Source organism: Bacillus sp. XF8 (genome assembly GCF_017498755.1).
GTDB classification, from domain to species: Bacteria; Bacillota; Bacilli; order Bacillales; family Bacillaceae_G; genus Bacillus_A; species Bacillus_A bingmayongensis.
The window spans coordinates 47,693-70,972 of record NZ_JAGDQK010000030.1; the positions used below are offsets into that span (position 1 = coordinate 47,693).

A 23,280-nucleotide genomic window follows, 5' to 3' on the forward strand; every position below is an offset into this window, starting at 1 on the left:
AATTCAACTGGTTGATTTTTTCTAAGGAAAATAACAGAAATACATTGACTTACAAATGTAAGTCGTGATATAACTTGATTAGGCTTACAAATGTAAGTCAAAATATAGAACAGGAGAGATTATTATCATAGGTTTAGAAAAGCTTGCTAAAACATTTGGTTTGAGCGTTAATCAGATAGCAAAGGAACTTGGGATAGGTAGGCAAACTGTTTATGATTGGTTAAAAGAGAAAAGGCGAATTCCAAAAGATAGGCTTGACCAATTGTCGAAAATACCAGAGTTCAGTCATGTAAATATGGATTTATTTCAAAAAGAAATAGATAGGGCAGATGAATTGGAAATTGAACTAGCTTACTTTCAGCATCTATCTGCAAAACATTCAGAAGAAATAGTGGATGAAGATGGAATTCCATTCATCTTAGACCCTTATTATCAAGACAGAGTAGCATTAGAGGCAGTGAAGCAAAAAGAAGGGGAACTGAAACAGAAAGAAGAGGAACTAAAACGAACAAGATTATTGTTACAAGATGATACTAATTTATTCAATGCTTTCCATCGTTCTACAGATGAGATATATTTACTCGCTTTGTCTGCATTAAATGGTACTTTTCAACAGGATTCTGCTGATAAGATAAAGGCTGTAACAAATTTACTTGTTCTCATTAACATGAATAATATGACGAATGAGTTAAATAAGGAATTGGAGGAACTCATTAAAAAACATGATATTTTCGGAGGGGCAATAGGATGAAAATAATACTGGATAATGTTGAGTATTCATCCAAGCCAAGCGGAAGAGAAATCGGTCTCATTAATAACCGTATTATCCGATGCAATGCTATTGAGATTGATGCAGCAAAGCTAGCTGAAGAGGTTGCAAAAGGAAAAACATTCATTCCTGCAACCTTTAAATCCATAGGAGACAGCATCAAAAGGTCAAAGGCAAATTGGGAATCTCAACAAGTAATAGCTTTAGATTTTGATGAAGACCTGACATTGGACGAGGCAATCAATGATATATTCTTTAAACAGCATGCTGCGTTCCTCTACACAACGTTTAGACACAAGGATAGTCACCATAAATTTCGAGTAGTTTTTGTATTGGACAAACCTTTAACTCAATACAAGGATTTTGAGCATATCATGGATAGCTTGCTTGAACGTTATCCACAAGCAGACCGAGCCTGCCGAGATGGCAGCCGTCTTTTCTTTGGTGGTAAAGAAGCTATGGCATTTGATTTTAATAATCGGTTAAAGGTATCCAGTTTCACTGGATTAGATACAACCCCTTTGCGGGACATACAGAGTCATCTTAGTAATATGTCCACCAAAAGGGTCGGCACGAGCCATGAAGCTTGCGATAGCAGTATTTATTCTACTCATATTGATTGGATAAAGGAAAAAGATATAAAGAGACTTCAAGAAGCACTAGGAACAGAACAGGTTATATTGTCTAGTAATGAAGTATACGACTATCTTAAAAGGCAAGATTTAAGAACTTTTTTAGGAATTAAGGGAAAGGGAAACTTTATTGATATCTTTCATGATGAGGATAATCCAAGTGCTTCAATCTATCAATCTAGAAAAAAGAATGGTCATTGGCTTTATAAATGTCATTCAACAAGTAATCCATTTGCAGGAACAATCCTTCATGTGGTACAGCGTCTGTTAAATTGCACTGTTGTAGAGGCAAAAAGATTTTTGATGGAGCTTTACAAAGTGGAGATATATGAAAGTGAAGCTGTGAAAGAATTCAAGGAATCTGTAGATATGTATAAGGAGTTATTAAGGTCTGATGAGTTGGAAGAGATTCATCCCTACTTCTATGAAGTGTTCAATCGATATGGACATTTGCAGGACTTATACATGTTGTTAGACTTAACGAAAGAATATATCACCAATGATTCAGACCCAAGAATTGTATTCTATCATAGTATAAGAACCTTAGCGAAACAATTTGGTAGGAGTACAAGTGCTACGGGAACAAGAATGAATTTTTTCACTCTGTTTCGAGTCACAAGGAAATTAGATGAATTAGAAATCCCTGAGTCGTTGTTGTTAGCACAGAAAGAGCATAAAAGAGAGAATCGTTTTCGGTATAGGAGCAGCACATATGAGTTGCCGATGTACACTTATGAGTTTTTTCGTCAAATCGATGAAATGTGTAGAGTTTGGTTAGAAAAAGGTTGTACAGCCAGAACTATTTCCTATGAAGGAGTTATGAGAACTTTTGGAAGACAAGAAGCGGACAAGGTCTTTCCTCAAGATAAAGGGAAAGAAATTGCACAGTTGAATGAAGAAGTGGTGTCGAATATACATTTCACTGCACTGAGCTTAATAAATTGCAAGGGTTGGGCAACAGAAAAAGAAATACTGGATAGAGTGAAGTTATACTTCAAGGGACAGCAAGAATTCAAAACTAAACAATTCAAGCGTTGTATTGCTGAGATGCTTGATGCCTATGAACTAGAGATAATCTCCTCTAACAAAAAGATAAAAGAAGAGATGGGGATAACAGAAGAAGATATGAGCAAGTCTAGTTTCCCAAAAATAATCAGAAAAAAACTTGTAAAGGATTGCCGTCCATTACAAGTCGAAGAAAAGTTAAAATTAACAAGAAAAAAACTTGTAAAGGATTGCCGTCCATTACAAGTCAAAGAAAAGAAAAAATTAATCAGTTAATAATAGTATAAATTATACACAAATAAAAGTCATCCCTATTCTTGAGAGACAGTTAGGGGATATAAATGCTGCCTAAAAAATATGAGAGAAGATAGGAAGGTGCATAACCTTCCTATTCTATTAGATTGTAATTCAAATGTTTTTGAATTTTAGTATATGTCTTTTCAACTTTTTTCGTCTGTTAGATAAACAAAATCATTTACCTTAGGTGCTTCGGAATAAGGTGCGTATGTAGATGTGAAATTTATCTAATAAAACTCTGCTTTTATTAAATGAACTTTTAAAGGTATAAAGAAGGTTGTAGCTGTACAAATGAAATAATGATAGAATTTTAAACATACGACAACAAATTAAAAGTTGGTGATAGATAAAATGGATAAGTTCAACAAAGCGCTAGATGAAGCGATTTCAGCGTGGATTAAATTAAGTGATGAGTGGGAAAAAATTGAATTAACACATTCAGACGAGATTGCAGAAAAGTATCCGTTCGATAAAGATTTTAGAGAAGTATTAGCAGATATGATGGACTGGAAAGAGAGTTTGAATAAGTAATAAACGTAGGACTTCCTTTTGGGAGTCCTTTATTTTTGGAGTTTTTTAATGAACTTAATAATAATGCATACAACCTTTTTGGAATTTCCCGACCTAGTAAAATCAAGTTATCAGAATGTGTCATAACATAGTGACATAAATAAAAGGAGAGAATCCCATGAAATATGGTTATGCAAAGGTATCGACAGTAGCGCAGGAACTGACAGTACAAACAAAGGTGCTGAAGAAGGAAAGCTGCGAAGTCATCTTTGAGGAGAAGTAGTTAGAATAATGAAATTGAATCGTTTGAATTTTTTGACTTGGAAAATAAACCAAATAATAGTATAATGTGATAGTCTCATAGAACTTGCTGTGAGGGAGATTAGTGAACTGTTGTCAAGCCTAAACCACTGAGTATTTCTTGCTGTAATCAACCAGCATGCAATTACCAAGGTTAATGCTAAGCAACACTGCATATGGACATCAACACCTCCATTTGTATTCAACAACCAATCTACTATATATTCTATAGTATAACTTATTAGTGAAAGAAGTAGTCCTTTTGTATTCCAGAAATGGATGCAGATGAAACGGAGTATGCTGGCGAGGGGTGACTGATATGGTTCAGAGTAATAGGCTACGATTACAAACCCTTGCTGGCTTTGCCCAAGTGGATAAAAAGAAGTATCCTATTAAAAGATATACTCACTTCGATAATAAAATATCATTTGAAAAAATTGAAAAAGACGTACAAAATCCATGCTGGATAGCTAGGCATGGATTTTACCCGTTCATCCATTATGAATTGAAATTCTTTAAATACAACAAAGAAGGAAAAGAGAAAAAGGTAAAAAAACGAGATATATATTACGCTTCTCATACCGATAGTTATATTTATAGATATTATGGTGAAATGCTAAATGAGTACTACAATGAAACTGCAAAAGAATTAGAAATCAACGAGGTAGCAACGGCATACAGAAATAATCTCAAAGGGAAAAGTAATATAAATTTTGCTAAGGAAGTAATTGATTTCATTAAAAGTTGTCAGCAAGCATTTATTTATGTTGCTGATTTCACTAAATTCTTTGATAGTTTAGACCATAGATATTTAAAGCGCAAATTACAGGATGTATTGAAAGTGGATAGTCTGCCTGCGGATTACTATGCTGTATTTAAAAACATTACAAAATTTAGCTCTGTAGAAAAAGATGAAATAGAAAAAGCTGTAAATGAAAAACATCTAGATGAAGAAGAGCGTAAAAATTTAACTCGGTATTTTAGTGATAAAGAATTCAGAGAGTTTAAAAAAGGGAAAATCAAAGTTAATAAGGAAAACTTCGGTATTCCTCAAGGAGCGGGTATCAGCTCGGTTTGTTCGAATATTTACCTTTTAGATTTTGACAAAATGATAAATGATTATGTAAAGGTTCATAATGGTCTATACAGAAGGTACTGTGATGATTTGATTATAGTAATACCCTTTAAGGAAGATTGGCAGTTTAGTGTCCTTGATATCCATACTGCTTATGTGGACGCTATCAAGAACCAAACTCCAAGGCTGGAGATTCAACCAGAGAAAACAGCCAAGTACATCTATACTGATAACAAAATTTTGGATGAACTCTTACAACCGTCTTTTTTAGACTATCTGGGCTTTACCTTTGATGGTAACAGTGTCAAGATTAGAGAAAAAAGTCTTTTCAAATACTATAGTAGAGCGTATAAAAAGGTACGATTATGTAATAGGAGAACAGCGAAACATAAACAAAAATCATACAGAAGGAGTCTGTATCAAAATTACACTCATCTGGGGAAGAAACGCAAAGGTCATGGGAACTTTTTGAGTTATGTGTCTAGGGCGCAGCATATATTTGATGATAATTCTGAAACAAATAATCTTATGGAACGCCAAGTTAGAAATCATTGGAAATATATAGAAAAACGCCTGACGAATCCTAAAAGTAAGTAAAATCCATCTAAGAAACGCCTTTTGCTAAACTAAACAGCATGATGGCTTTCGAGAAGGTAGACCAAGAAAGCACTCCAAGCAACAAGTGGAACATGCTTTAATGTTGCTTAAGACTCATACATACAAGGAAGTAGAAGCGATGGCGAATACAGCAGCTATGCAGAATTGCAAGTTTGAAGACATCGCACCAGTTGCTGGAGTGGAATAAATAACACCATAAGGAGAGACTCTTAATTGAGGTTCTCCCTTTTTTCGTATATTGGAGCGGATAATTGAACATGGGGTCGTAATTTCACCACATAGTTACACATACTAATAAAATCCTTCTTTTATCTTGTATGCTACAGAATGAAATATAACGTGTCTAGCGCTTCGGAATTTCGGGGTTAAAACGTCAATCTACTATAAAAATTTAGTGAAATTGAAATGTTCAATAATTACTGAGGGGGGATAAACCTTGGCTACTGTGATATATATGGTACGTCGTGCTGAATCTCCATTTAAATTTGGAGAAGAAAGAACTAGAAGATTGTCTAAAGAAGGTAAAATAGCCACAAGAAAAGTAACTGAATTATTAACTGATAAGGATATTGATGTAATTGCTTCAAGTTCCTATACAAGAGCAGTACAAACTGTACAAGACCTTGCTTTCCATGATTTTATGAAGTGTAATAAGTCCGCACCCCTCTGTTTATGCGCTGTGAATTTAGGTTATTCTGTTTAAAAATAAGAAGTGCAAGCATTTTTAACTTGCACTTCCTTTATCGACCCGATACTATATCATTCCATTTTTCTTTATGCTCAAATTTTAATGCTCCATCTACCTTCAAGTTTTCCACATAATAATTTACAAATTCGAAAGTATCATCCAAAAGTCGAAGGTAGTATTTTATAGAGGAGTTTAGACCGTTGACTATTATTTGGCAACCGTGTAAAGACCGAATTCTTTGTATTTCCTGTTGTATTTCTTCGTATTCATCCTCTTTATGACCTACAGTTGAAAGAATATAGTACCTCTGGATTGGATGGATTTTGAACTTTTCAAAAGCATCTCTTACCATCTGTGCGGTCACTTTATGCCCATGTTTAATTTCTGCACCTTCGAAAACTCTTCCTTTCTCATCCCTAATTTCAAGGTCACCAACACTTCCAGATTGAGAGTCGGCAGAAGTATGAGATTCTAAAGGCATTAATGTTTTCCCTTCAAATCTTTTTACTTCTTTCATCATACATTGATAAGCGGAGTAAATCGCTAGTACTGGTAATCGGGATGCTCCTCTGGAATGATATCTGAAATTAAAGTGTGTTTCTAAGTAGTTAGCAATATTTTCAATAGTTAGAGATGAAGGCTTGGCTAGTTCTATATTTTTTTTATCTCTTTCGATGATTAACTGATTGAATATATATAATAAGTACTTATCAGCATCCGCACCATTTTCTTCAACATTATTCAATATACTTAAGAATGCTGTTTTTAATTCTAATGGTCTAATGCTTCCTCGATATTCTAATAGGTAGGGAGCATTTTGTTCAAGCGAACGAGTTAACCATCCACTCTCAGACATTGCAGGGAAATTTGCTGACTTCATAAAGGGAGTAATAAATCTCGTATCAATACCACGTCCAGAGTATCCATTTGGAAGATTGTCTTGGTGATATCTAATGTCTTGCTCGGGGTGAACAATCTTATGAGTTAAACTTGTTACTATAACCGTTAGAACACCTTTTGCCTTTTCCGAGAACTCTATAATCTTGTTTAAAATACTAATTTCTTCATCTGAAAATTCATCACAAAGGGAAGTATCTTCTTCAGCAACCAATGTAATAGCTTTATCATACGTTGACTGTAACGCTTCTGTATGTGTTGTCATCTCTAGTGTTTTCCCCCTTAAAATTAATTTTACTAACTTTAGGTTGTTTATTGAAAAATTGCTTTTTGATTTCTTTTCCAATTTCCGCCACCATAGGAACGCACACTGAATTTCCAATTTGTTTATATTGTTCACCGAGTGAACTTACTCTCTTAAAGTTTTCTGGAAAGCCTGTAATTCTATAGCATTCATCTATGGTTAATTTCCGTACTCTTCCGTCTACAAAAATAAAAAATCTACCCGATGTTTCTTGTGAAGGTAAAGTAGGATGTACACCGTCAACAGAATAGATACGGTTGGGTTGTTTATGAACCCTAGAAAGATGCTCGGTATTCGGTCTAACACCAGCAACCCTTATTTTTTTATTTCTATACCCAGCAAAGATAAGTCCCGACTTCTGTACTGTAGGGTTAATAAGGAGGCTGTATTCAGTATCATCTAAGTATTCAAAGTCTCCCTCGGTATCAAGAAAGCCTCTTAGAATCGGTCTTTCAGCGGTATTTAAATTATCAAAATCAAATTGTTTATCTTTCGATGCGACAATAATAATACGTTCTCTGTTCTGCGGAACTCCAAAATCACTTGCATTCAAAACCTTCCAATTAACCTCATAGTCTAACTGACGTAAACTTTTGAGGATAACTTTTAGGGTATTACCTTTATCATGATGTACTAGATGCTTTACATTTTCTAGTAGAACCACGCTTGGCTTTTTAGCCTTTATTATTCGCAAAATATCAAAAAACAACGTACCTCGTGTATCTTCGAATCCTAATTGCTTTCCAGAGATACTGAAAGGTTGGCAAGGGAATCCAGCGCTGAGTATATCAAAATCATCAATATCCTCTGCATCTATTTTTGTTATATCCCCTTCTGGCATCTCTCCGTAGTTAGCAAAATAAGTTTCTTTACAATTATCATTTATTTCAGAAGAAAAAACACATTTAAATCCCGATTGTTCAAGACCAAGTCTAAATCCACCTATTCCAGCGAAAAGGTCTATAAATTTTACTTCCATGTATAAGCACCTCGTGAATCTAGATTTTGATATCTTTCATTATAAACGAAAATACGAAAAAATGTTCTGTTTTTTACTGAATTCGACAAAGAAAAATAAGTTTTAATTGTTATTAATTGGAATAGTTTGCAGAGGTAGTACGGAATAAGATATATATTAAAAAGGTATCATACGTTACTAGGATTCAATCTTAAGGCATATTGTGAAAGCTTACTGATGATGCAGTTGTCCATTAGGTAATACCAAACCACACACATCCACAAATAAGCATTTGGTAAATGTTCGATACGACTCCAATAAAAGGTATAGTTTATTGTGGTAAAGTGATAAAACATGCAGTAATACACTGAAGAAGTTCGAGACGATAATCGATAACAAGAAGAATCCTGTTAGAATGAAATAAAATGATTCATATAACCGCTTTTACCATGTTGTTCTCGATTGGTAAGATGTAAATCTAGAGCTTGCCTTAAATTTACAACTGATAAGTATTGATAATTTGTAAATCTAAAACTAATAATCTAATTAATTTACAAATTGTAAATTAAACCCCTGATTTTAAATTTACAATAATGCTATCCTTGATTCATCAGATAAGTACGGAAGGAACGGTGAACATGAACATAGCATATATCAGAGTATCAACAGTTGAACAAAATGAAGCAAGACAAGTCGAAGCGATGAAACAATACAACATAGATAAGGTATACCAAGAAAAGGTGTCTGCTAAGAATACAGATAGACCAAAGCTACAAGAGATGTTAGATTTTGCAAGAAAAGGTGATACAATCTACGTTGCAGACTTCTCTAGATTAGCACGCTCCACAAAAGACTTGTTAGAACTAGTTGAACTATTAGAATCAAAAGGGGTTCAACTTGTATCAATTAAAGAGAATATCGATACTTCAACGGCAACAGGTAGACTAATGTTAAAGATGATTAGTGCTATTAACGATTTTGAACGTGAAAATATGCTTGAAAGACAACGTGAAGGCATTGCGATAGCTAAAGCAGAAGGAAAGTACAAAGGACGAAAAGAAGTATCAATCCCAGACTTTGACAAGAATTATCAACGATATATGAATCGTGAAGTATCAAAGACTCAATTAGCAAAGGAACTAGGAGTATCAAGACCAACACTAGACAAGTTAATCAAAGAGCATCAACAAATGAGTTAATAAAGGACTCCCCAAGGGGTCTCTTTTCGTTTGTCCTTGATAAGGGGCATGTTTATGTATTTACAAACTCATAAGATGAATACACTTTGATTCTGCTAACCCCCCACCATTTCCACATTTTCAATGGGGTCATAGGTGGGAAAAGGGATAGGCTACTGCACTCACATGGCATAGAAAATTCAAGTATTGCTGAGGGTGATTCTAAGTGAATTGAATATAAGTAAAACATGATTAAATCAAGGTTTTCTGCATCTGTTGCAGCAATGTTCTTAACAACAGAAGCAGTTGTTGCTTATAAAACAGAATTAATTGTATCTGGAATCTCTTTGAATTATGCTGTTATAAACGTAAAAATTTGTATGCATTTATGCGTTAAAATGATAGCAAGTGTTAATATTTTCATTGGAATTTATAGAACTAAATGAAGCAAAACAGCCAAACATAAAAATGTGGCTGTTCTTTTGTTTCATTTAGAAATAGATAGATGAGAACGCTATTTTATATAGAGAGTTGTTGTTTAACTGTGCTTATGTAAAATAACATCTTACAATAAATTATAAAATCGGTCATATTAAGACTTTATGTCGTATTATTTTATTGCTATTTGGTTTTTACCGAAATGAGTATTTAAACTGCTACCAGAACGAGGATGAAAAGTTAGCGGATAAATGATTCATTTTAAGTTGCTGTTTTAGTGGTAGCCGCTATACGCTCTTGTTCCCAATGAATGAAAATTTTTCTAGTAAGTTTTCTTATGTGGGCAACAGTCTGTATACTGATACCATACTTTGCTGCTAGTTCTTTTCTCGTAGCGCTGTTATTTTCCTGCGCTTCTCTAATCTCGTTGAATTGTTCTTGTGTTATAGACACTGCCACTTGCTGTCCATCAATACAATACATTTGATAGCTATTACATTCAGACAGTTCATCATTATTGTCAGCTATTTCATCGTTTATATTGAACTCTGGGTTAAGTTTGTTTACTAATATTCCTTCAATAAGTAGGCGCTCATATTTTTTCATAGGGGCATAGTAAATACCTATGTATGTAATGAGACTAGCGAACTTTGCAGAATTCCCAACACTGTAAGCATGCTGCTTTATTCTTTCTTTAAGGGTTGTGGACTCACCAACATAAATGACATTTTCGTTTTCATCAAGCAGGAGGTATAATCCAGCTTTATTTTCAATCATGCCTTTTTCAGCCTTTGTGTACCTTTTAAAACTTATATTATAAGTTGTAATATCATTGTCATACCCGTAGGTAACTGTCATTTCATAATTTACACTTGTTCTCACCTTAAACACCCTCCTTTTAATGTAGTATGTTCAAAAAAATACATTTGTAAAAGTATCATGAAAATAGATAGACGTGAAAATTCCGTATATATGAGCTAATGAATCGCTCAAAAAAGTAATCCTTATCGCATGGAAATGAAGCATAGAAAATCTGATTTTAAAAAGTGTATAAATTAGTTTTGCAGTGTATCCAAAATGTAAGAGGGATTGTGAAGGTATTCGTGTATCCGTTAAGAAATAAAACAAGGGAGATATGAGACATCTGTAAGAGATATTCAATAATGAATACCTCAGAGTGTAGAGAAATTTCTTTTCTCTACAAATGGAAGTTGAAGAAATAGGAGTTTTGTTTTATATCATTTGAATAATTGTAAGAAGAGTCTTTTCTTTTTTTATAGTAGGTATGTGGTATTGTCGCCGTATGAAATTTACCCAATAATATCAGTAATTATCTATTATAATAAAACTACCATATACAGCACAGTTAAGGACTCCAAGGAGGCTCTTAACGATGAAAGGAAGCGTCAAAAAAGATAAGAAAACAGGAAAGTATTTTTATATTGTAGATATTGGTATTGACCCTCTAACAGGTAAGAGAAAGCAAAAGAAGAAAAGAGGATTTGCTACCAAAAAAGAAGCAGAAGATGCTTTAACAATGCTGCTTTCAGAAGTTCATACTGGAACATATGTAGAACCTAGCAAACTTCTCTATGGTGAATATCTGGAAAGTTGGTTCAATACCAAGAAGCACAGTGTTGGTATTCAAACTGCGAAAGTACTGAAAGGGTATTTAAACAGTCGCATCATTCCTTCTCTAGGCAACGTCAAATTAGCCAAGTTAACATCATTGCATATGCAAAACTACGTTAATTCACTACGGGACGAAGGTTTAAAGAGAGGAACAATTGAGAAGATAATCAAAGTTATTAGAAACTCTCTTGAACATGCAATAGATTTAGAGTTAATCACCAAAAATGTTGCAGCTAAAACCAAGTTGCCTAAAGTTGATAAGGAAGAGTTAACTGTATGGAATGAACAGGAAGTACAGTTGTTCTTAAAAGCTGCACAGGATAGTAGATATTCTATCGTCTTTCATATGGCTCTTGTAACTGGCATGCGACAAGGTGAGTTGCTAGGGTTACGGTGGAAAGATGTTGATTTAGAAAAAGGACATTTAACCATTAGCCAAACATTAAGTCATGATGGAAAAACGTTCTTGCTTGGAGGAAAGACGAAATCAAGTTTAAGAAAGATACTATTACCTGCATCAACAATAGCAAAGCTAAAGAAGCATAGAGCAGTCGTATTGAAAGAGAAGTTGAGTCAAGGTGAGGAATACCAAGACAATGACTTGGTGATGTGTACGCCTTCTGGAACACCAATTAATCCTGCTAATGTTAGACGAAGTTTAAATGCTCTGATTCAGAAAGCAGCTGTTCCGAAGATTCGCTTTCATGATTTACGTCATACACATGCAACTTTGTTATTGGCTAAAGGTGTGAATGTAAAGGTGATTTCTGAGAGGCTAGGACATAGTAACATTAAAATCACATTAGATACTTATTCGCATGTATTGCCAACAATGCAAGAAGATGCGGTTAACAAAATAGAAGAGATTTTGTAGGGAATGTGACCAATTCTGTGACCACTGGTGTTGTTGAGTATGCGAGTAAATAAATAAAAACCGCATCAAACGTTGATTTGACACGGTTTCTGTACTTATGACCCCGGAGAGGCTCGAACTCACGACCTCCACCCTGTCAAGATGGAGGTTCTATTCTTTTTTTCTCTGACGCTCTACAACAAGCTTTTCAAAACATGCTCTCAATTACTCTTTAACTTCCGTCTTGTATAATAACAAACCCAAAATTTTTTAAGCCCCACTACATATTATCGCTTTGTTCAAGAATACATGGAGATCACTTCCTTTTTTGCTTTTAAACGTTACATATGTTCCAAAAACCACACCTTTTATTTATCCAAAAAGAAATTTAACAATCCCCCTTGAACCTCCCCCAACGTCACCCCCTACGATAAAAAAGAAAACACAAGAAAGGGGGATTCCATGAAAAGCACCACAAAAGAAAAAAGAAATATCGTCATCATGTTACTATTCTCAGCTGTTGTAGGTATCTTTTCACCATTGTTTATGTACATAGCAATGGCCCGTAAAAACGAAGTATACAAATACCACTGTCGAAAAGCATTTAACTTTCATTTATTGATATTTCTTCTATTTAACATTAGCTCACGTATAAGCCAATTTTTATTCTGGATTGTGTTTACTTTTGAAGTAATCCAAGTAGGAATCGTTGCATGGAAAGTCATCCGTAATCACCCATACCGCTATCTCATTCGAATTCCATTATTCAAAGAAGACAAATACGTTATGGAAGGAGAATAAATGATGAATACAGAATTGGAAACAAAGAAAAAGAAAGTTGTTATTGCGATATTCGCTTTTCTCGCTGCTGTCTATTTAATGATGCGAAAAAGAAAACAAAATGATTTGTACTATGGTGATGAGGAATATGATAGCTGCGGAAATCCCACTCGGAAAAATTACACGTTTTTATTGCTTGTAGTATGTTTGTTTCAGCTAGGGATGCAAATGAAAAATGATAAAGGTGTATTAGCAAATGTTTCCGATATGATTCAACATGTAATTAAGAAACGGAATGTTGAGTTATAAAAATAAATCGAAAAGCAGGTGAAAACATGTCCTGGACAATTAGCGAGTTCGCTAGTATAGGTGATGTAACAGTACGAACGCTTCGTTATTATGACAAAATCAATCTATTAAAGCCAAGCGATTATACAGAAGGTGGACATCGTTTATATGTGAAAGATGATTTATATGTATTGCAACAAATTCAAGCATTGAAGCATTTGGGTTTTTCGCTGGGGGAGATTCAAAATATCATTTTACAGAATGATATTCCTAAGGAAAATTTTATGGAGCGGATTCATTTTCAAAGAGAGTTACTTTTGGCAGAACAAGAACGAATTGCGAAGGTGCTCAAACATATGGATGAAATGGTAGAGGTAGTGCAAAAAGAAGAAAGGATTGATGTACCTTTATTTTGTTCTTTCTTACAAACATTCATAATGGAAAAGGAAAATAGAGAGTGGTTAGAAGAACGAGGGATACAAGATATTGATGATAAAGAATTAAAATTGAAATTCAATCAGCGGTTTATGAGTTTAATCAAACAGATAAAGAGATATAGGGAAGAGAAGAAGGATCCATTGCATACTGATGTTCAAGCGGTTGTGAAAGAGCTTTATTATTTAATAGAAAAAATTATTCAGAGTGCTGGTGTACTACAAGGTGACCTTGTAAATATTACGAAACAGGATGATATTCTATTAGCTAAATTTCCTGCTGTGTTGACGAAGGAAGAAGAGCAGTATTTGAAAGAAGTTATGAAGAATATGCAGTGATGAAAAGACACTTTAACAAGCCGTATGTAATTTTAAAATAGAATCACGCTGTTTATAAAAAAGATGAACCGAAAACTAGTGGTGATTTTCGGTTTTTTCTATAGTTGAGTTAGGATATAATATTGAAAAATCAAAAGGGAGGGGAATAGAATCGAACACACTGAATTTATTCTATCAAACGAAAGAATGCTATTAAGAGAACTCACAAATCATGATTGGATTGATGTTCATAAATATGCTTCGCAAGATAAAGTTTGTGAATATCAACCTTGGGGACCTAATACAGTAGAAGATTCAAAGGACTTTGTTAAGCAAGTGATTAAAGATGCTTCTCAAGAACCAAGAACAAGATATGTATTTGCGATTGTTGAGAAGGACATTGAGAGAATGGTTGGAGCTGGGGAGTTAAATATTAGAGATTTTACAAATAAAAATGGAGAAATTGGCTATATTGTTAATCCGGATTATTGGGGAAAGGGATTAGCTACAGATGTTGCTAATCTATTGATTGATTTTGGCTTCTCCGAACTCAAGCTTCATAGAATATATGCTACTTGTGATCCTAGGAATATAGGTTCATCAAAAGTATTAGAAAAGGTCGGAATGACTAAGGAAGGAAGAATGCGTGAGAACTTGTTAATAAAAGGTGGTTGGAGAGATTCCTTACTATACAGCGTTTTGGAAAACGAATGGAAAGAATAAATTTACAAATCTTATTCAACTAAATGGTGCTTGAATAAGTAATTACAAAACCATCAAGTTTTTTATTAACGAGTCATTCAATTTAAAACAAGAAGAGCATGTTTTGATTAATCTTTTTCGAAACGGGCTCTTTTCTTCATTTATTAAGGTCAATAGCATTATCGCAATTAAACTTTATTTCAAAGCTACACCATAATGAATTTGTTAAGGTGCCTTTATCGTTTGTGTATAGACACTATAATGAAGGAGGAACCAAAACATCGGAGGGAATTCAAATGCCAACCTACAACAAACTAGTACGTGACCGCATCCCAGAAATAATTAAACATAATGGAAAAACCCCAATAACAAGAATACATAGAAGAAATAGGTAAGAAAATAGAGGAAGAGCTAACGAAGTATTTAGAGGCGGGAAAGAAAGAGCATAAGGTAGAAGAACTAGCAGATTTACTAGAACTCATAAACGCACTAGCACAGCATGAAGGTGTAACGCTTGAAGATGTGGAAAAAGTACGGAAACAAAAAGAGAAAAAATGCGGTGGTTTTCAGGAGCGAATCTTTTTAGTTATGACAATGAAGTCATAAAAATAAGACCGTCTATTGACAGTTTTTTTCTTAAGAATTCGAGTGTCATTCCTTATTTTTGTTGCTTATTATTTTGATGCTCAATGCAACAAAGACAATTCCTATTATTTTCATTATGGTGTTACCTATGTTTCCAAAACTATTAACTGTTAAACCTATTAAAAAGGCTCCCAATAGACAGAGAAATATACCAAATAACGTTTTCAATATATGCAGCACCTAAATTCGTTATAATATTTTTGGGATTTTATTAATCACTTTATTAATTGGATATTTTTACATAATATCCTTCTTGTACTTTAGTTAAGGTACATGATGACTAAAGTTCAGCTTAACTTCGAAAGCATATATTAGCTTTAAACAGTTTTAGAAGTTCCAAGTACTTCACAAGGTGTTATAAAATGGATATATATTACATGGGGAAAGAGTACGATTTGATGGGGAGGCTTCCAAACGCATATGGATAAAGGAGGAAATTTGCAGTTAACGACTCAAGCTCTTGAGATAATGAATAACGGGATTGCGGTTACAAGCCACGATGGAACAATCACATTCAGCAATCAATCATTCTGCAGCATGTTAAACAAAACAGAAAAAGAAATAACGGGTAAGCACATATCGACGATTATTCCTAATTGTAAACAGCTAGTAGTGAATCAAAATGATAGTTTGCATCAGTACGAAAGCAAGATTGGTAACCAAGTGTTCACTGTGAATGAATCCCCTGTATACCAGAATGGGAAAGAGAACGGGTCGATTGTCATTCTAGAAAATAAGGGGAAAAGCGTATCGTCTTTAGAAAGTGCTATTAGCCGATATGAAAATGCGTTGAATTTACTGTCTGAATGTATTATAGGGGTGAATGAGCAAGGGATCATCAATTTTTTTAGTGGTGCTTATGCGCAATTTTTAGGAATTGAGGACCCGAAGGAAGCGATTGGGAAGCATTGTACGGAGGTTGTTGAGAATACGCGGATGCATATTATTGTGAAGACGGGACAGGTGGAAATTGGGCATATTCAGCGTGTGAATAGTCGGAATGTTATTGCAAATCGCATTCCTATTATGAAGGAAGGGAAGGTTATTGGTGCGATTGGTAAAATCATGTTTCATGATATCCAGCAGTTTAAAGCTTTGGGGGATCAGATTCGTGCAATGGAATCAAAGCTATCATACTATCAAACTGAATTAAAGCGGCTGCAAGCAGGAAGGTTTTCGTTTCAAAGTATTGTAGGAGAGAGTGCGAAAATGGAAGAAGTGAAAACGATGGCTTTGAAGGTTTCGAAAAGTCGGTCTACGGTTTTGATAAGAGGAGAAAGTGGAACGGGGAAGGAGCTTTTTGCCAATGCGGTTCATCATGCGAGTCCACGTGCTGATGGTGCATTTATTCGGTTGAATTGTGCTGCGATTCCGAGGGATCTTTTAGAAGCCGAATTGTTCGGATATGAAGAGGGTGCTTTTACTGGAGCGAAAAAGGGCGGTAAGCCTGGGAAGATTGAGCTGGCTCATAAGGGAACGTTGTTTTTGGACGAGATTGGCGATATGTCTTTGGACATGCAGGTGAAGTTGCTTCGGGTGCTGCAAGAGAAAGAGATTGAAAGAATTGGCGGTACAAAAACGCATAAGATTGATGTCCGCTTTATTGCGGCGACGCATCGAAATCTCCGTGAAATGGTGCAAAGAGGAGAATTTAGAGAGGATTTATATTATAGGCTACATGTGTTTGGAATTGATATTCCGCCGCTAAGAGAGCGAAAGGAAGATATCGTACATTTAACGGAATTTTTAATTCGGAAGTTGAATGAGGAGCTTGGGAGTAGCGTTCTTTCGTTAGATGAGAAAGTAAGGGGCATACTCATGGAGCACGATTGGCCAGGGAATATTCGGGAGCTAGAGAATGTGCTGGAGAGAGCGATGAATGTTGTGGAAGGAACGGTTATTCACGTGCATCACCTTCCTGTTTATTTACGGCAAAAGAATTTAGAAGAGGCGCTAAGTTGTGAGGGATATCAAGAGGAGAGCGAGATAAGCTATTCACTGCAGGCGGAAGTGGAAATGGCTGAAAAACGGGTGATTGCGAGAGCTTTGGAAAAGACAGCTGGAAATAGAAAAGAGGCAGCGGAGCTTTTGGGGATTCATCGGGCTAGCTTATATCGAAAAATAGAAAGGTACGGAATAGGATGAAGGAATGTAAAGGGCAAATAGGCCCTTTTTTTGTTTGGTTTACGGTAATCACTACTGTCTCATTTTTGCGACGTTTTCTTATATATGCGACATGGTCGCTGTAATTTGTAGCACAAATGCGACATGTGAAGGTGTACATGTAAGGGAGAATCGGGGCTTGTCCCTGCAGGAATAAGGAAATGGGGAATGAATCGATTTTTGGCATAACTCTTGCTATATAAAGTGAAACTTTAATCAGTGGGGGGGCTTCATCCCCCACTGATTATTAGTTGAACCAATCGGGCTTTTACGGGCAGTTAATCTCCCGCCTATCTGCCTCGCTTCTTTCTGAATCTTAAGGTGGGAGTCTTACTGCCCGTTAATGCGGGATAAATAAAAAGAATTGTAATAGAAAGGGGATGGAAGCCAATGCTGGAGAATCAGAGTTTGCCACATTTTCTTATGCAAAGTATCGAAAAGTCGCCTGATAAGGTGTATCTACAATTTGAAGAACAAAGGGTTACGTATGAGGAGCTTTATCATCGGATTACAAGAGCTGCAGCGGGATTTAGTGAACTTGGCATTCAAAAAGGTGACAAAGTTTGTATTATGCTTCATAACAACCCTGAATATCTGGATGTATGGTTTGCTTTATCTTTTATGGGAGCAATTGCGGTACCTCTTAATGTGCATTTAAAGGGAGAAGGTTTGCAATATATTGTATCTCATTCCGATTGTAAGTTAATGATCGTTGATAAGGAATTTGTTCCTCAAATCGCTTCTTGTTTACCATTTATACAAAGGGAAATTGGAATTGTTGTCTACGGTAATGATGAAAGCGTAATCATTACAGGTGATGGTAAAGAACGGTCGGTAATCGGATTGAAAGACGTATTGAATACAAATCATCACTATCTTCCAAATGAATCTGTTTCCTCCTCTTCTATCAACAGTATCCTTTACACCTCTGGAACGACTGGATTACCGAAAGGGGTCATGTTAAGTCATTCTGCTTATGTCAATTCTGCAAAGTCATTCGCTACCTATATGGTCGGCGCGAATTCGCAAGATATTTTATTTACAGCGCTGCCGCTATTTCATATTAATGCTCAAGCTCATACAGTACTCGGTGCTATTTCTTCCAATGCGACGATTGCTCTTGGAAAGAGGTTTAGTGCTTCACGTTTTTGGGATGAAATTCGTAGTCATGGCACAACTATTTTCAACTCTTTAGGGTCGATGATTCCGATTCTTTGTAAGCAATCGGAAAAGGAAACCGATTATGAAAATCCAGCAAGGGTGACGGCTTGTGCTGCTACGCCTAAGGAATTTTGGAAGCCGTTTGAGGAGAGGTTTGGCGTTCGGATTGTGGAAGGTTACGGATTAACGGAAACGACGGGGTTTTGTGTAACGAATCCATTGAACGCTAATAAGCCGCCTTCTATCGGAAAACCGTATTCTTATGTAGAGACAAAGATTGTGAATGAGGAAGGAAATGAAGTACGGGCTGGTGAAATCGGAGAGATTTTCATTCGTGCTTTACAAGGACAAACATTCATGGACGGTTACTATAAAATGCCGGATAAAACAGAAGAAGCGATGGAAGGAGGATGGTTCCATACTGGGGACCGCGGTTACCAGGACGAGGAAGGTTACTTATACTTTTGCGATCGAATTAAGCAGTGTATTAGGAGGCGTGGAGAAAATATCTCGTCTTGGGAAATTGAAAAGGTCGTGAATAACCATCCGAAAGTGCTTGAATCAGCTGCGATTGGTGTTCCGTCAGAAGTAGGGGAAGAAGATGTCAAATTATATGTGATTGTAAAGCAAGGAGAAACGCTGTCTCATGAAGAGATTATCGATTGGTGTCAAGAACGCATGGCTTACTTTATGGTGCCGCGATACGTTCAGTTTCGTGAATCTTTCCCAAAAACTGCGACGGAACGGATTCAGAAGTTCAAGCTGCAGGAAGAAGGAATCGGTACTGCTTGGGATCGCGAGCAGGCAGGGTATGTCATTAAAAGAACGAGTTGAGGTGCCCTATTACATATTAGAAAGAAGGGATTGCATTGGAAAATAAGCGAGTTGTTTCATGGTCCAAAGAAAAAGGAATCGCCACTATTATCATTGATAATCCTCCTGTGAATGTACTGAGCTACGCGGTGATTGAGCAAATGACGGCGGTGGTCGATGAAATTGAAAGAGATGATGAAGTTATTGTTGTAATCCTAATAGGTGCTGGAGAAAAAGCTTTCGTTGCTGGAGGGGACATTAAGTCATTTCCGGAATGGATTGGGAAAGGGAGTGAATATGCAGAGGAAAAATCATTGTGGCTCCAGAACCCATTAAATAAAATAGAAAGCCTGCCGAAGCCTGTCATCGCTGCGATTAACGGATTAGCGCTTGGGGGCGGGTGTGAATTAGCTTTATCATGTGATTTACGGATTATCGAAGAACAGGTCCAAATCGGGCTTCCGGAAGTAAAGTTAGGTTTGTTTCCGGGTGCGGGAGGAACGCAGCGTTTGCCTCGCTTAATTGGAACTGCGAGGGCAAAAGAAATGATGTTTACTGGTGAACCGCTCGGTGCTGAAGAGGCCTTGCAAGTTGGCTTGGTGAATCATGTTGTTCCGCGCGGCGAAGCGTTGAATAGAGCGAAGGAACTGGCTGCGAAGATGGCTCGATTTTCTCTTCCTGCTTTGTCGTTGATGAAGCAATCTATTAATAAAGGATTATCGTATTCTCTTGAGGAAGGGCTAAAAATAGAGGCTGAAAATTTTGGCCATGTCTTTCAAACGAGTGATGTAAAAGAGGGAGTGGGTGCTTTTATAGAAAAGAGAGTCCCGCTTTTTCAGCATAAATAAAAAGAATACGATGTCTGCCTTTGGTAGGCATCGTAACAACATATCAAGGCATAAAACAAATTTGAGAGAATTGAGGGGGGACTAGGGATTATGGATTTATTGATTGTACTGTTATCGCTTGGCTTGCTTATATTTGTTGCTTACCGGGGATTCTCAGTCATTTTATTCGCTCCGTTATGTGCTTTGCTGGCTGTATTTTTGACTGATCCAGCGCTCGTTTTACCGTTCTTCTCTAATGTCTTCATGGTGAAGATGGTCGGATTTATAAAATTATATTTTCCTGTGTTTTTGCTTGGAGCGATATTTGGTAAAGTGGTTGAGATCACTGGAATCGCAGAAAAAATCGCGAAAATTATCATCCGTTTTATAGGTGTGAAAAGAGCTATTCTCTCCATCGTGTTAATGGGAGCGATTCTTACATACAGCGGCGTCAGTTTATTTGTCGCAGTATTTGCGATTTATCCATTTGCGGCACAATTATTTCGCGAAGCGGATATTCCGAAACGTCTCATTCCAGCGACAATTGCATTCAGTGCATTTACGTTTTCGATGGATTCTCTTCCTGGATCGCCTCAAATTCAAAATGTAATTCCAACTACATTTTTTAAAACAAATATTTATGCAGCACCTACATTAGGAATCATTGGTGCATTGTTTATTTTTATATGCGGCATGCTGTATTTGGAAAGGTGTAGGAAGAAGGCAGCGGCTAAAGGGGAGGGTTATTCCGGAAAAGGTGATGCGGCTTCTGAAATGGCTGCGACAACTAGCGCGCAAGCGGAACCAACGCCGATTGTTACAGGTGATGCGATTCCAGCTCGTTACTGGTTGGCTTTTCTACCGCTCGTACTAGTTGGGGTGATGAATAAAGTTTTTACAGAGTTCATTCCTGTTTGGTATACGAAGGGATTTGATTTTGCATCTATCGGTTTGAAGGAGTACGGAACAATTGATATGGCGCAAGTTGTCGGTATTTGGTCAGTGGAAATCGCGCTTCTTATCGGTATACTGAGTGCTATATTATTAAACTTCCAAGCGGTAAAAGAACATTTTCAATCGATTACAAGTGTGGGTGTAAGTGGTTCCATCTTAGCTGCGATGAACACTGCAGCCGAGTATGGATTCGGTGCCGTTATTGCGGCTTTACCTGGCTTTGTTATGATCCAAAATTATTTGACTGGGACATTTTCCAATCCTTTAATCAACGGAGCGGTTATGACGAATATATTGTGCGGGCTAACAGGATCAGGATCGGGCGGAATGAGTATTACATTAGGCTTAATGGCAGACAAATATATTGAAGCAGCAGCGAATTTTGGTATTCCGTTAGATGTACTGCATCGTGTTATCGCAATGGCAGCAGGAGGTATGGACACTCTTCCTCATAACGGAGCGGTTATCACGTTGCTTGCAGTGACAGGATTAACGCACCGGGAAGCTTATAAAGAGATTTTCGGTATTACTTTAATTAAGACGGCTGCTGTTTTCTTCGTTGTTGGCGTGTATCTGATGTTTTCTATTGTATAAGCGTGTATAAGCCATCATTTTATGAGTGATGGCTTGTTTGTATGTCTTCAATGACATCCTTTATTGTTGCTTTGGAATAAAGTTTGATCATTTTCTCCCTGTGTTGCTCCATAATCGCGCCCGATTGTGGAAGATCAAGATGAGATTATTGCCTTTTGCTTGTTAAACTAAAGCCCCCTTTACTTTAAGTACAGGACTTCACAATCTTTTTTTACACCGCATTAAACTCAATCCCTAAATGTGTTGTACATGCAAAAAGACGCCTTCTTATTTAAGAAAAGCGCCCGACTGTTAAACAATGAAATATGCGAAAGATCTCTCTGCAAATACGTTCTAATTTATTTGACTATCACACCCGTTTAGCCATCCATAAAGCAGGAAAATCACCCGCTTCACCATAGAGAATGTAAAGGGGTTTCACACCTTCAATACTGCTTCTACGGCTGGGCGAGGAAGGTCGCTGAATTATGGTGCTTTAGGACCAATCAACGCCACCCCAAGAGGATTGCAACTTTCGCAACAGAACAATTTGGCCGAGATGATATGTATCGTGCATCATGATATTGCTGAGTAAACGCTCAATAGAGTACCTGTTAGCTGCATACGGAGCTTTTAACTTTTCATCGTTAAGGTCCGCAATGACCGTTTTTAATTTATTCATGACTTCATTGAGGCGCTGCACTGTCTGGGCCCACCCAATTTCGTCTTCTGGATCCCCCGGATTTCCAAAGGTTTCTTCATTGTCTTCTGCCTTATGCGGATTCTCTGTGACCTTGATTCGATGGATTACGTCTTCATTCCAAAATATCAAGTGGTTGACAATCTGCCAAATCGAATTACTGATTCCCGAACTTGTCCATGCTGCCTCGGCTGCGCTGACTCCATGAAGCGCCTGATCCATGGATGCAAACCAATCATTCTCATGACAATGCATGTCGAGTTGTTCTAAAAACATTTTGGTTACAACTTGCATACAACCAATCTCCTCACTGTTTAGTGTAATCTTTCAAAGTTAAAAGACAAGAAAAAATCTGACTATAGTATAATTAATCGGTCCTAAAAAGGTAAAAACCAAATCCAAGTGGTCCCTTACATATTGGACATACCTTTCTCTCCAGCTTCTAATCCTCTCCAACATGGCAGGGTAATCCGAAATTTCCGGGTGACGATAACAATAATCCTCAATCAATTTCAAAAAAAGCCATTCATACGCATAAAATAACTTTCATTTTCGACTGTCGGCCATATAACGAAAAAATATTCTCAATGAAATACTCCATTCTTTTATTTTGAGAATACAACAAAACCATGATTACTATGACTTATTCGGCTCATCCAGCTTTTATTCCTTCATCATGACAAATAAAGTACCCTATAGGGCAGACCTTTTTAAGTGTCTACTCTATAGGGTACATTTTATTTTTCTGGTTGACCTGTTGACTAAACT

19 protein-coding genes and 3 pseudogenes are annotated in these 23,280 nt (G+C 36.5%); 18 read left to right on the plus strand and 4 right to left on the minus strand.

Annotated features, from left to right (window positions below; genetic code table 11):
• The first annotated feature begins 127 nt into the window (after positions 1-127).
• The 7 genes and pseudogenes from J4P91_RS18445 to J4P91_RS18470 all read left to right on the plus strand — a co-directional run bounded on the left by J4P91_RS18445 (position 128) and on the right by J4P91_RS18470 (position 5,909).
• A complete protein-coding gene (locus tag J4P91_RS18445) occupies positions 128-751 on the plus strand; it encodes a helix-turn-helix domain-containing protein (RefSeq protein WP_307802546.1) in 624 nt (207 codons plus the stop codon).
• A complete protein-coding gene (locus J4P91_RS18450) occupies positions 748-2,682 on the plus strand; it encodes a hypothetical protein (protein WP_207995296.1) in 1,935 nt (644 codons plus the stop codon). The genes J4P91_RS18445 and J4P91_RS18450 overlap by 4 nt, the downstream gene beginning before the upstream one ends.
• A 372-nt stretch (positions 2,683-3,054) precedes the next feature.
• Positions 3,055-3,234, plus strand: coding sequence for a hypothetical protein (locus tag J4P91_RS18455; RefSeq protein ID WP_207995297.1), 180 nt, complete (start codon positions 3,055-3,057; stop codon positions 3,232-3,234).
• Positions 3,235-3,391: 157 nt separating this feature from the next.
• A pseudogene (locus tag J4P91_RS29745) lies at positions 3,392-3,493 on the plus strand (recombinase family protein); the annotation flags it as partial.
• A 339-nt stretch (positions 3,494-3,832) separates the two neighbouring features.
• Positions 3,833-5,185: a reverse transcriptase domain-containing protein gene (locus tag J4P91_RS18460; protein ID WP_243763909.1), complete on the plus strand. Its 1,353-nt coding sequence runs from the start codon at positions 3,833-3,835 to the stop codon at positions 5,183-5,185.
• 31 nt (positions 5,186-5,216) lie between these two features.
• Positions 5,217-5,393 (plus strand): annotated as a pseudogene (locus tag J4P91_RS28980) (hypothetical protein); the annotation flags it as partial.
• Positions 5,394-5,651: 258 nt separating this feature from the next.
• Positions 5,652-5,909: a histidine phosphatase family protein gene (locus tag J4P91_RS18470; RefSeq protein ID WP_307802547.1), complete on the plus strand. Its 258-nt coding sequence runs from the start codon at positions 5,652-5,654 to the stop codon at positions 5,907-5,909.
• Between the two features lie 37 nt (positions 5,910-5,946).
• Here J4P91_RS18470 and J4P91_RS18475 read toward each other — a convergent pair whose 3' ends face one another.
• Both J4P91_RS18475 and J4P91_RS18480 read right to left on the minus strand, forming a co-directional pair.
• Positions 5,947-7,056: a hypothetical protein gene (locus J4P91_RS18475; protein ID WP_207995299.1), complete on the minus strand. Its 1,110-nt coding sequence runs from the start codon at positions 7,054-7,056 to the stop codon at positions 5,947-5,949.
• Positions 7,019-8,074 carry a DNA cytosine methyltransferase gene (locus tag J4P91_RS18480; protein ID WP_207995300.1) on the minus strand — a complete coding sequence of 352 codons (1,056 nt, stop codon included), beginning with the start codon at positions 8,072-8,074 and terminating at the stop codon, positions 7,019-7,021. Before J4P91_RS18480 ends, J4P91_RS18475 begins: the two co-directional genes overlap by 38 nt.
• Positions 8,075-8,691: 617 nt before the next feature.
• On the opposite strand from J4P91_RS18480, the gene J4P91_RS18485 reads away from it, so the two are divergent.
• Positions 8,692-9,252: a recombinase family protein gene (locus tag J4P91_RS18485; RefSeq protein ID WP_207995301.1), complete on the plus strand. Its 561-nt coding sequence runs from the start codon at positions 8,692-8,694 to the stop codon at positions 9,250-9,252.
• 678 nt (positions 9,253-9,930) lie between these two features.
• On the opposite strand, the gene J4P91_RS18490 is transcribed toward J4P91_RS18485, so the two are convergent.
• Entirely contained in the window at positions 9,931-10,551 is a 621-nt protein-coding gene (locus tag J4P91_RS18490; protein WP_207995302.1) for a GIY-YIG nuclease family protein, read from the minus strand.
• 511 nt (positions 10,552-11,062) lie between these two features.
• Here J4P91_RS18490 and J4P91_RS18495 point away from each other — a divergent pair.
• The 10 genes and pseudogenes from J4P91_RS18495 (at position 11,063) to J4P91_RS18540 (ending at position 21,833) form a co-directional block, all read left to right on the plus strand.
• Positions 11,063-12,175: a tyrosine-type recombinase/integrase gene (locus J4P91_RS18495; protein WP_207995303.1), complete on the plus strand. Its 1,113-nt coding sequence runs from the start codon at positions 11,063-11,065 to the stop codon at positions 12,173-12,175.
• A gap of 441 nt (positions 12,176-12,616) precedes the next feature.
• On the plus strand, positions 12,617-12,955 hold the full coding sequence (locus tag J4P91_RS18500) for a magnetosome magnetite crystal formation protein family (RefSeq protein WP_207995304.1): 339 nt from the start codon (positions 12,617-12,619) through the stop codon (positions 12,953-12,955).
• Between the two features lie 3 nt (positions 12,956-12,958).
• Entirely contained in the window at positions 12,959-13,243 is a 285-nt protein-coding gene (locus tag J4P91_RS18505; protein WP_207995305.1) for a hypothetical protein, read from the plus strand.
• A 26-nt stretch (positions 13,244-13,269) separates the two neighbouring features.
• A complete protein-coding gene (locus tag J4P91_RS18510; RefSeq protein WP_207995306.1) occupies positions 13,270-13,995 on the plus strand; it encodes a MerR family transcriptional regulator in 726 nt (241 codons plus the stop codon).
• 186 nt (positions 13,996-14,181) lie between these two features.
• Positions 14,182-14,697: a GNAT family N-acetyltransferase gene (locus tag J4P91_RS18515; protein WP_207995307.1), complete on the plus strand. Its 516-nt coding sequence runs from the start codon at positions 14,182-14,184 to the stop codon at positions 14,695-14,697.
• A 275-nt stretch (positions 14,698-14,972) separates the two neighbouring features.
• A pseudogene (locus J4P91_RS18520) lies at positions 14,973-15,282 on the plus strand (nucleoside triphosphate pyrophosphohydrolase).
• Between the two features lie 459 nt (positions 15,283-15,741).
• Positions 15,742-17,466, plus strand: coding sequence for a sigma 54-interacting transcriptional regulator (locus tag J4P91_RS18525; RefSeq protein ID WP_207995308.1), 1,725 nt, complete (start codon positions 15,742-15,744; stop codon positions 17,464-17,466).
• Between the two features lie 408 nt (positions 17,467-17,874).
• Positions 17,875-19,479 carry an ATP-dependent acyl-CoA ligase gene (locus J4P91_RS18530; protein ID WP_207995309.1) on the plus strand — a complete coding sequence of 535 codons (1,605 nt, stop codon included), beginning with the start codon at positions 17,875-17,877 and terminating at the stop codon, positions 19,477-19,479.
• A 35-nt stretch (positions 19,480-19,514) separates the two neighbouring features.
• The gene (locus J4P91_RS18535) at positions 19,515-20,306 is read left to right on the plus strand and encodes an enoyl-CoA hydratase (protein WP_207995310.1); all 792 of its coding nucleotides are present in this window, start codon (positions 19,515-19,517) and stop codon (positions 20,304-20,306) included.
• Between the two features lie 90 nt (positions 20,307-20,396).
• Positions 20,397-21,833, plus strand: a complete 1,437-nt coding sequence (locus J4P91_RS18540) for a GntP family permease (protein WP_207995311.1) — start codon at positions 20,397-20,399, stop codon at positions 21,831-21,833.
• A 475-nt stretch (positions 21,834-22,308) separates the two neighbouring features.
• Here J4P91_RS18540 and J4P91_RS18545 read toward each other — a convergent pair whose 3' ends face one another.
• Positions 22,309-22,806, minus strand: a complete 498-nt coding sequence (locus tag J4P91_RS18545; protein WP_207995312.1) for a DinB family protein — start codon at positions 22,804-22,806, stop codon at positions 22,309-22,311.
• Positions 22,807-23,280: the final 474 nt, after the last annotated feature.

Bases quoted from the DNA above. Each gene is read 5' to 3' on its own strand.
- J4P91_RS18450 (WP_207995296.1), top strand. From the start codon at position 748: ATGAAAATAATACTGGATAATGTTGAGTATTCATCCAAGCCAAGCGGA.
- J4P91_RS18485 (WP_207995301.1), top strand. From the start codon at position 8,692: ATGAACATAGCATATATCAGAGTATCAACAGTTGAACAAAATGAAGCA.
- J4P91_RS18495 (WP_207995303.1), top strand. From the start codon at position 11,063: ATGAAAGGAAGCGTCAAAAAAGATAAGAAAACAGGAAAGTATTTTTAT.
- J4P91_RS18475 (WP_207995299.1), bottom strand. From the start codon at position 7,056: ATGACAACACATACAGAAGCGTTACAGTCAACGTATGATAAAGCTATT.
- J4P91_RS18455 (WP_207995297.1), top strand. From the start codon at position 3,055: ATGGATAAGTTCAACAAAGCGCTAGATGAAGCGATTTCAGCGTGGATT.
- J4P91_RS18505 (WP_207995305.1), top strand. From the start codon at position 12,959: ATGAATACAGAATTGGAAACAAAGAAAAAGAAAGTTGTTATTGCGATA.
- J4P91_RS18500 (WP_207995304.1), top strand. From the start codon at position 12,617: ATGAAAAGCACCACAAAAGAAAAAAGAAATATCGTCATCATGTTACTA.
- J4P91_RS18530 (WP_207995309.1), top strand. From the start codon at position 17,875: ATGCTGGAGAATCAGAGTTTGCCACATTTTCTTATGCAAAGTATCGAA.
- J4P91_RS18525 (WP_207995308.1), top strand. From the start codon at position 15,742: ATGGATAAAGGAGGAAATTTGCAGTTAACGACTCAAGCTCTTGAGATA.
- J4P91_RS18545 (WP_207995312.1), bottom strand. From the start codon at position 22,806: ATGCAAGTTGTAACCAAAATGTTTTTAGAACAACTCGACATGCATTGT.
- J4P91_RS18540 (WP_207995311.1), top strand. From the start codon at position 20,397: ATGGATTTATTGATTGTACTGTTATCGCTTGGCTTGCTTATATTTGTT.
- J4P91_RS18480 (WP_207995300.1), bottom strand. From the start codon at position 8,074: ATGGAAGTAAAATTTATAGACCTTTTCGCTGGAATAGGTGGATTTAGA.
- J4P91_RS18510 (WP_207995306.1), top strand. From the start codon at position 13,270: ATGTCCTGGACAATTAGCGAGTTCGCTAGTATAGGTGATGTAACAGTA.
- J4P91_RS18515 (WP_207995307.1), top strand. From the start codon at position 14,182: ATGCTATTAAGAGAACTCACAAATCATGATTGGATTGATGTTCATAAA.
- J4P91_RS18460 (WP_243763909.1), top strand. From the start codon at position 3,833: ATGGTTCAGAGTAATAGGCTACGATTACAAACCCTTGCTGGCTTTGCC.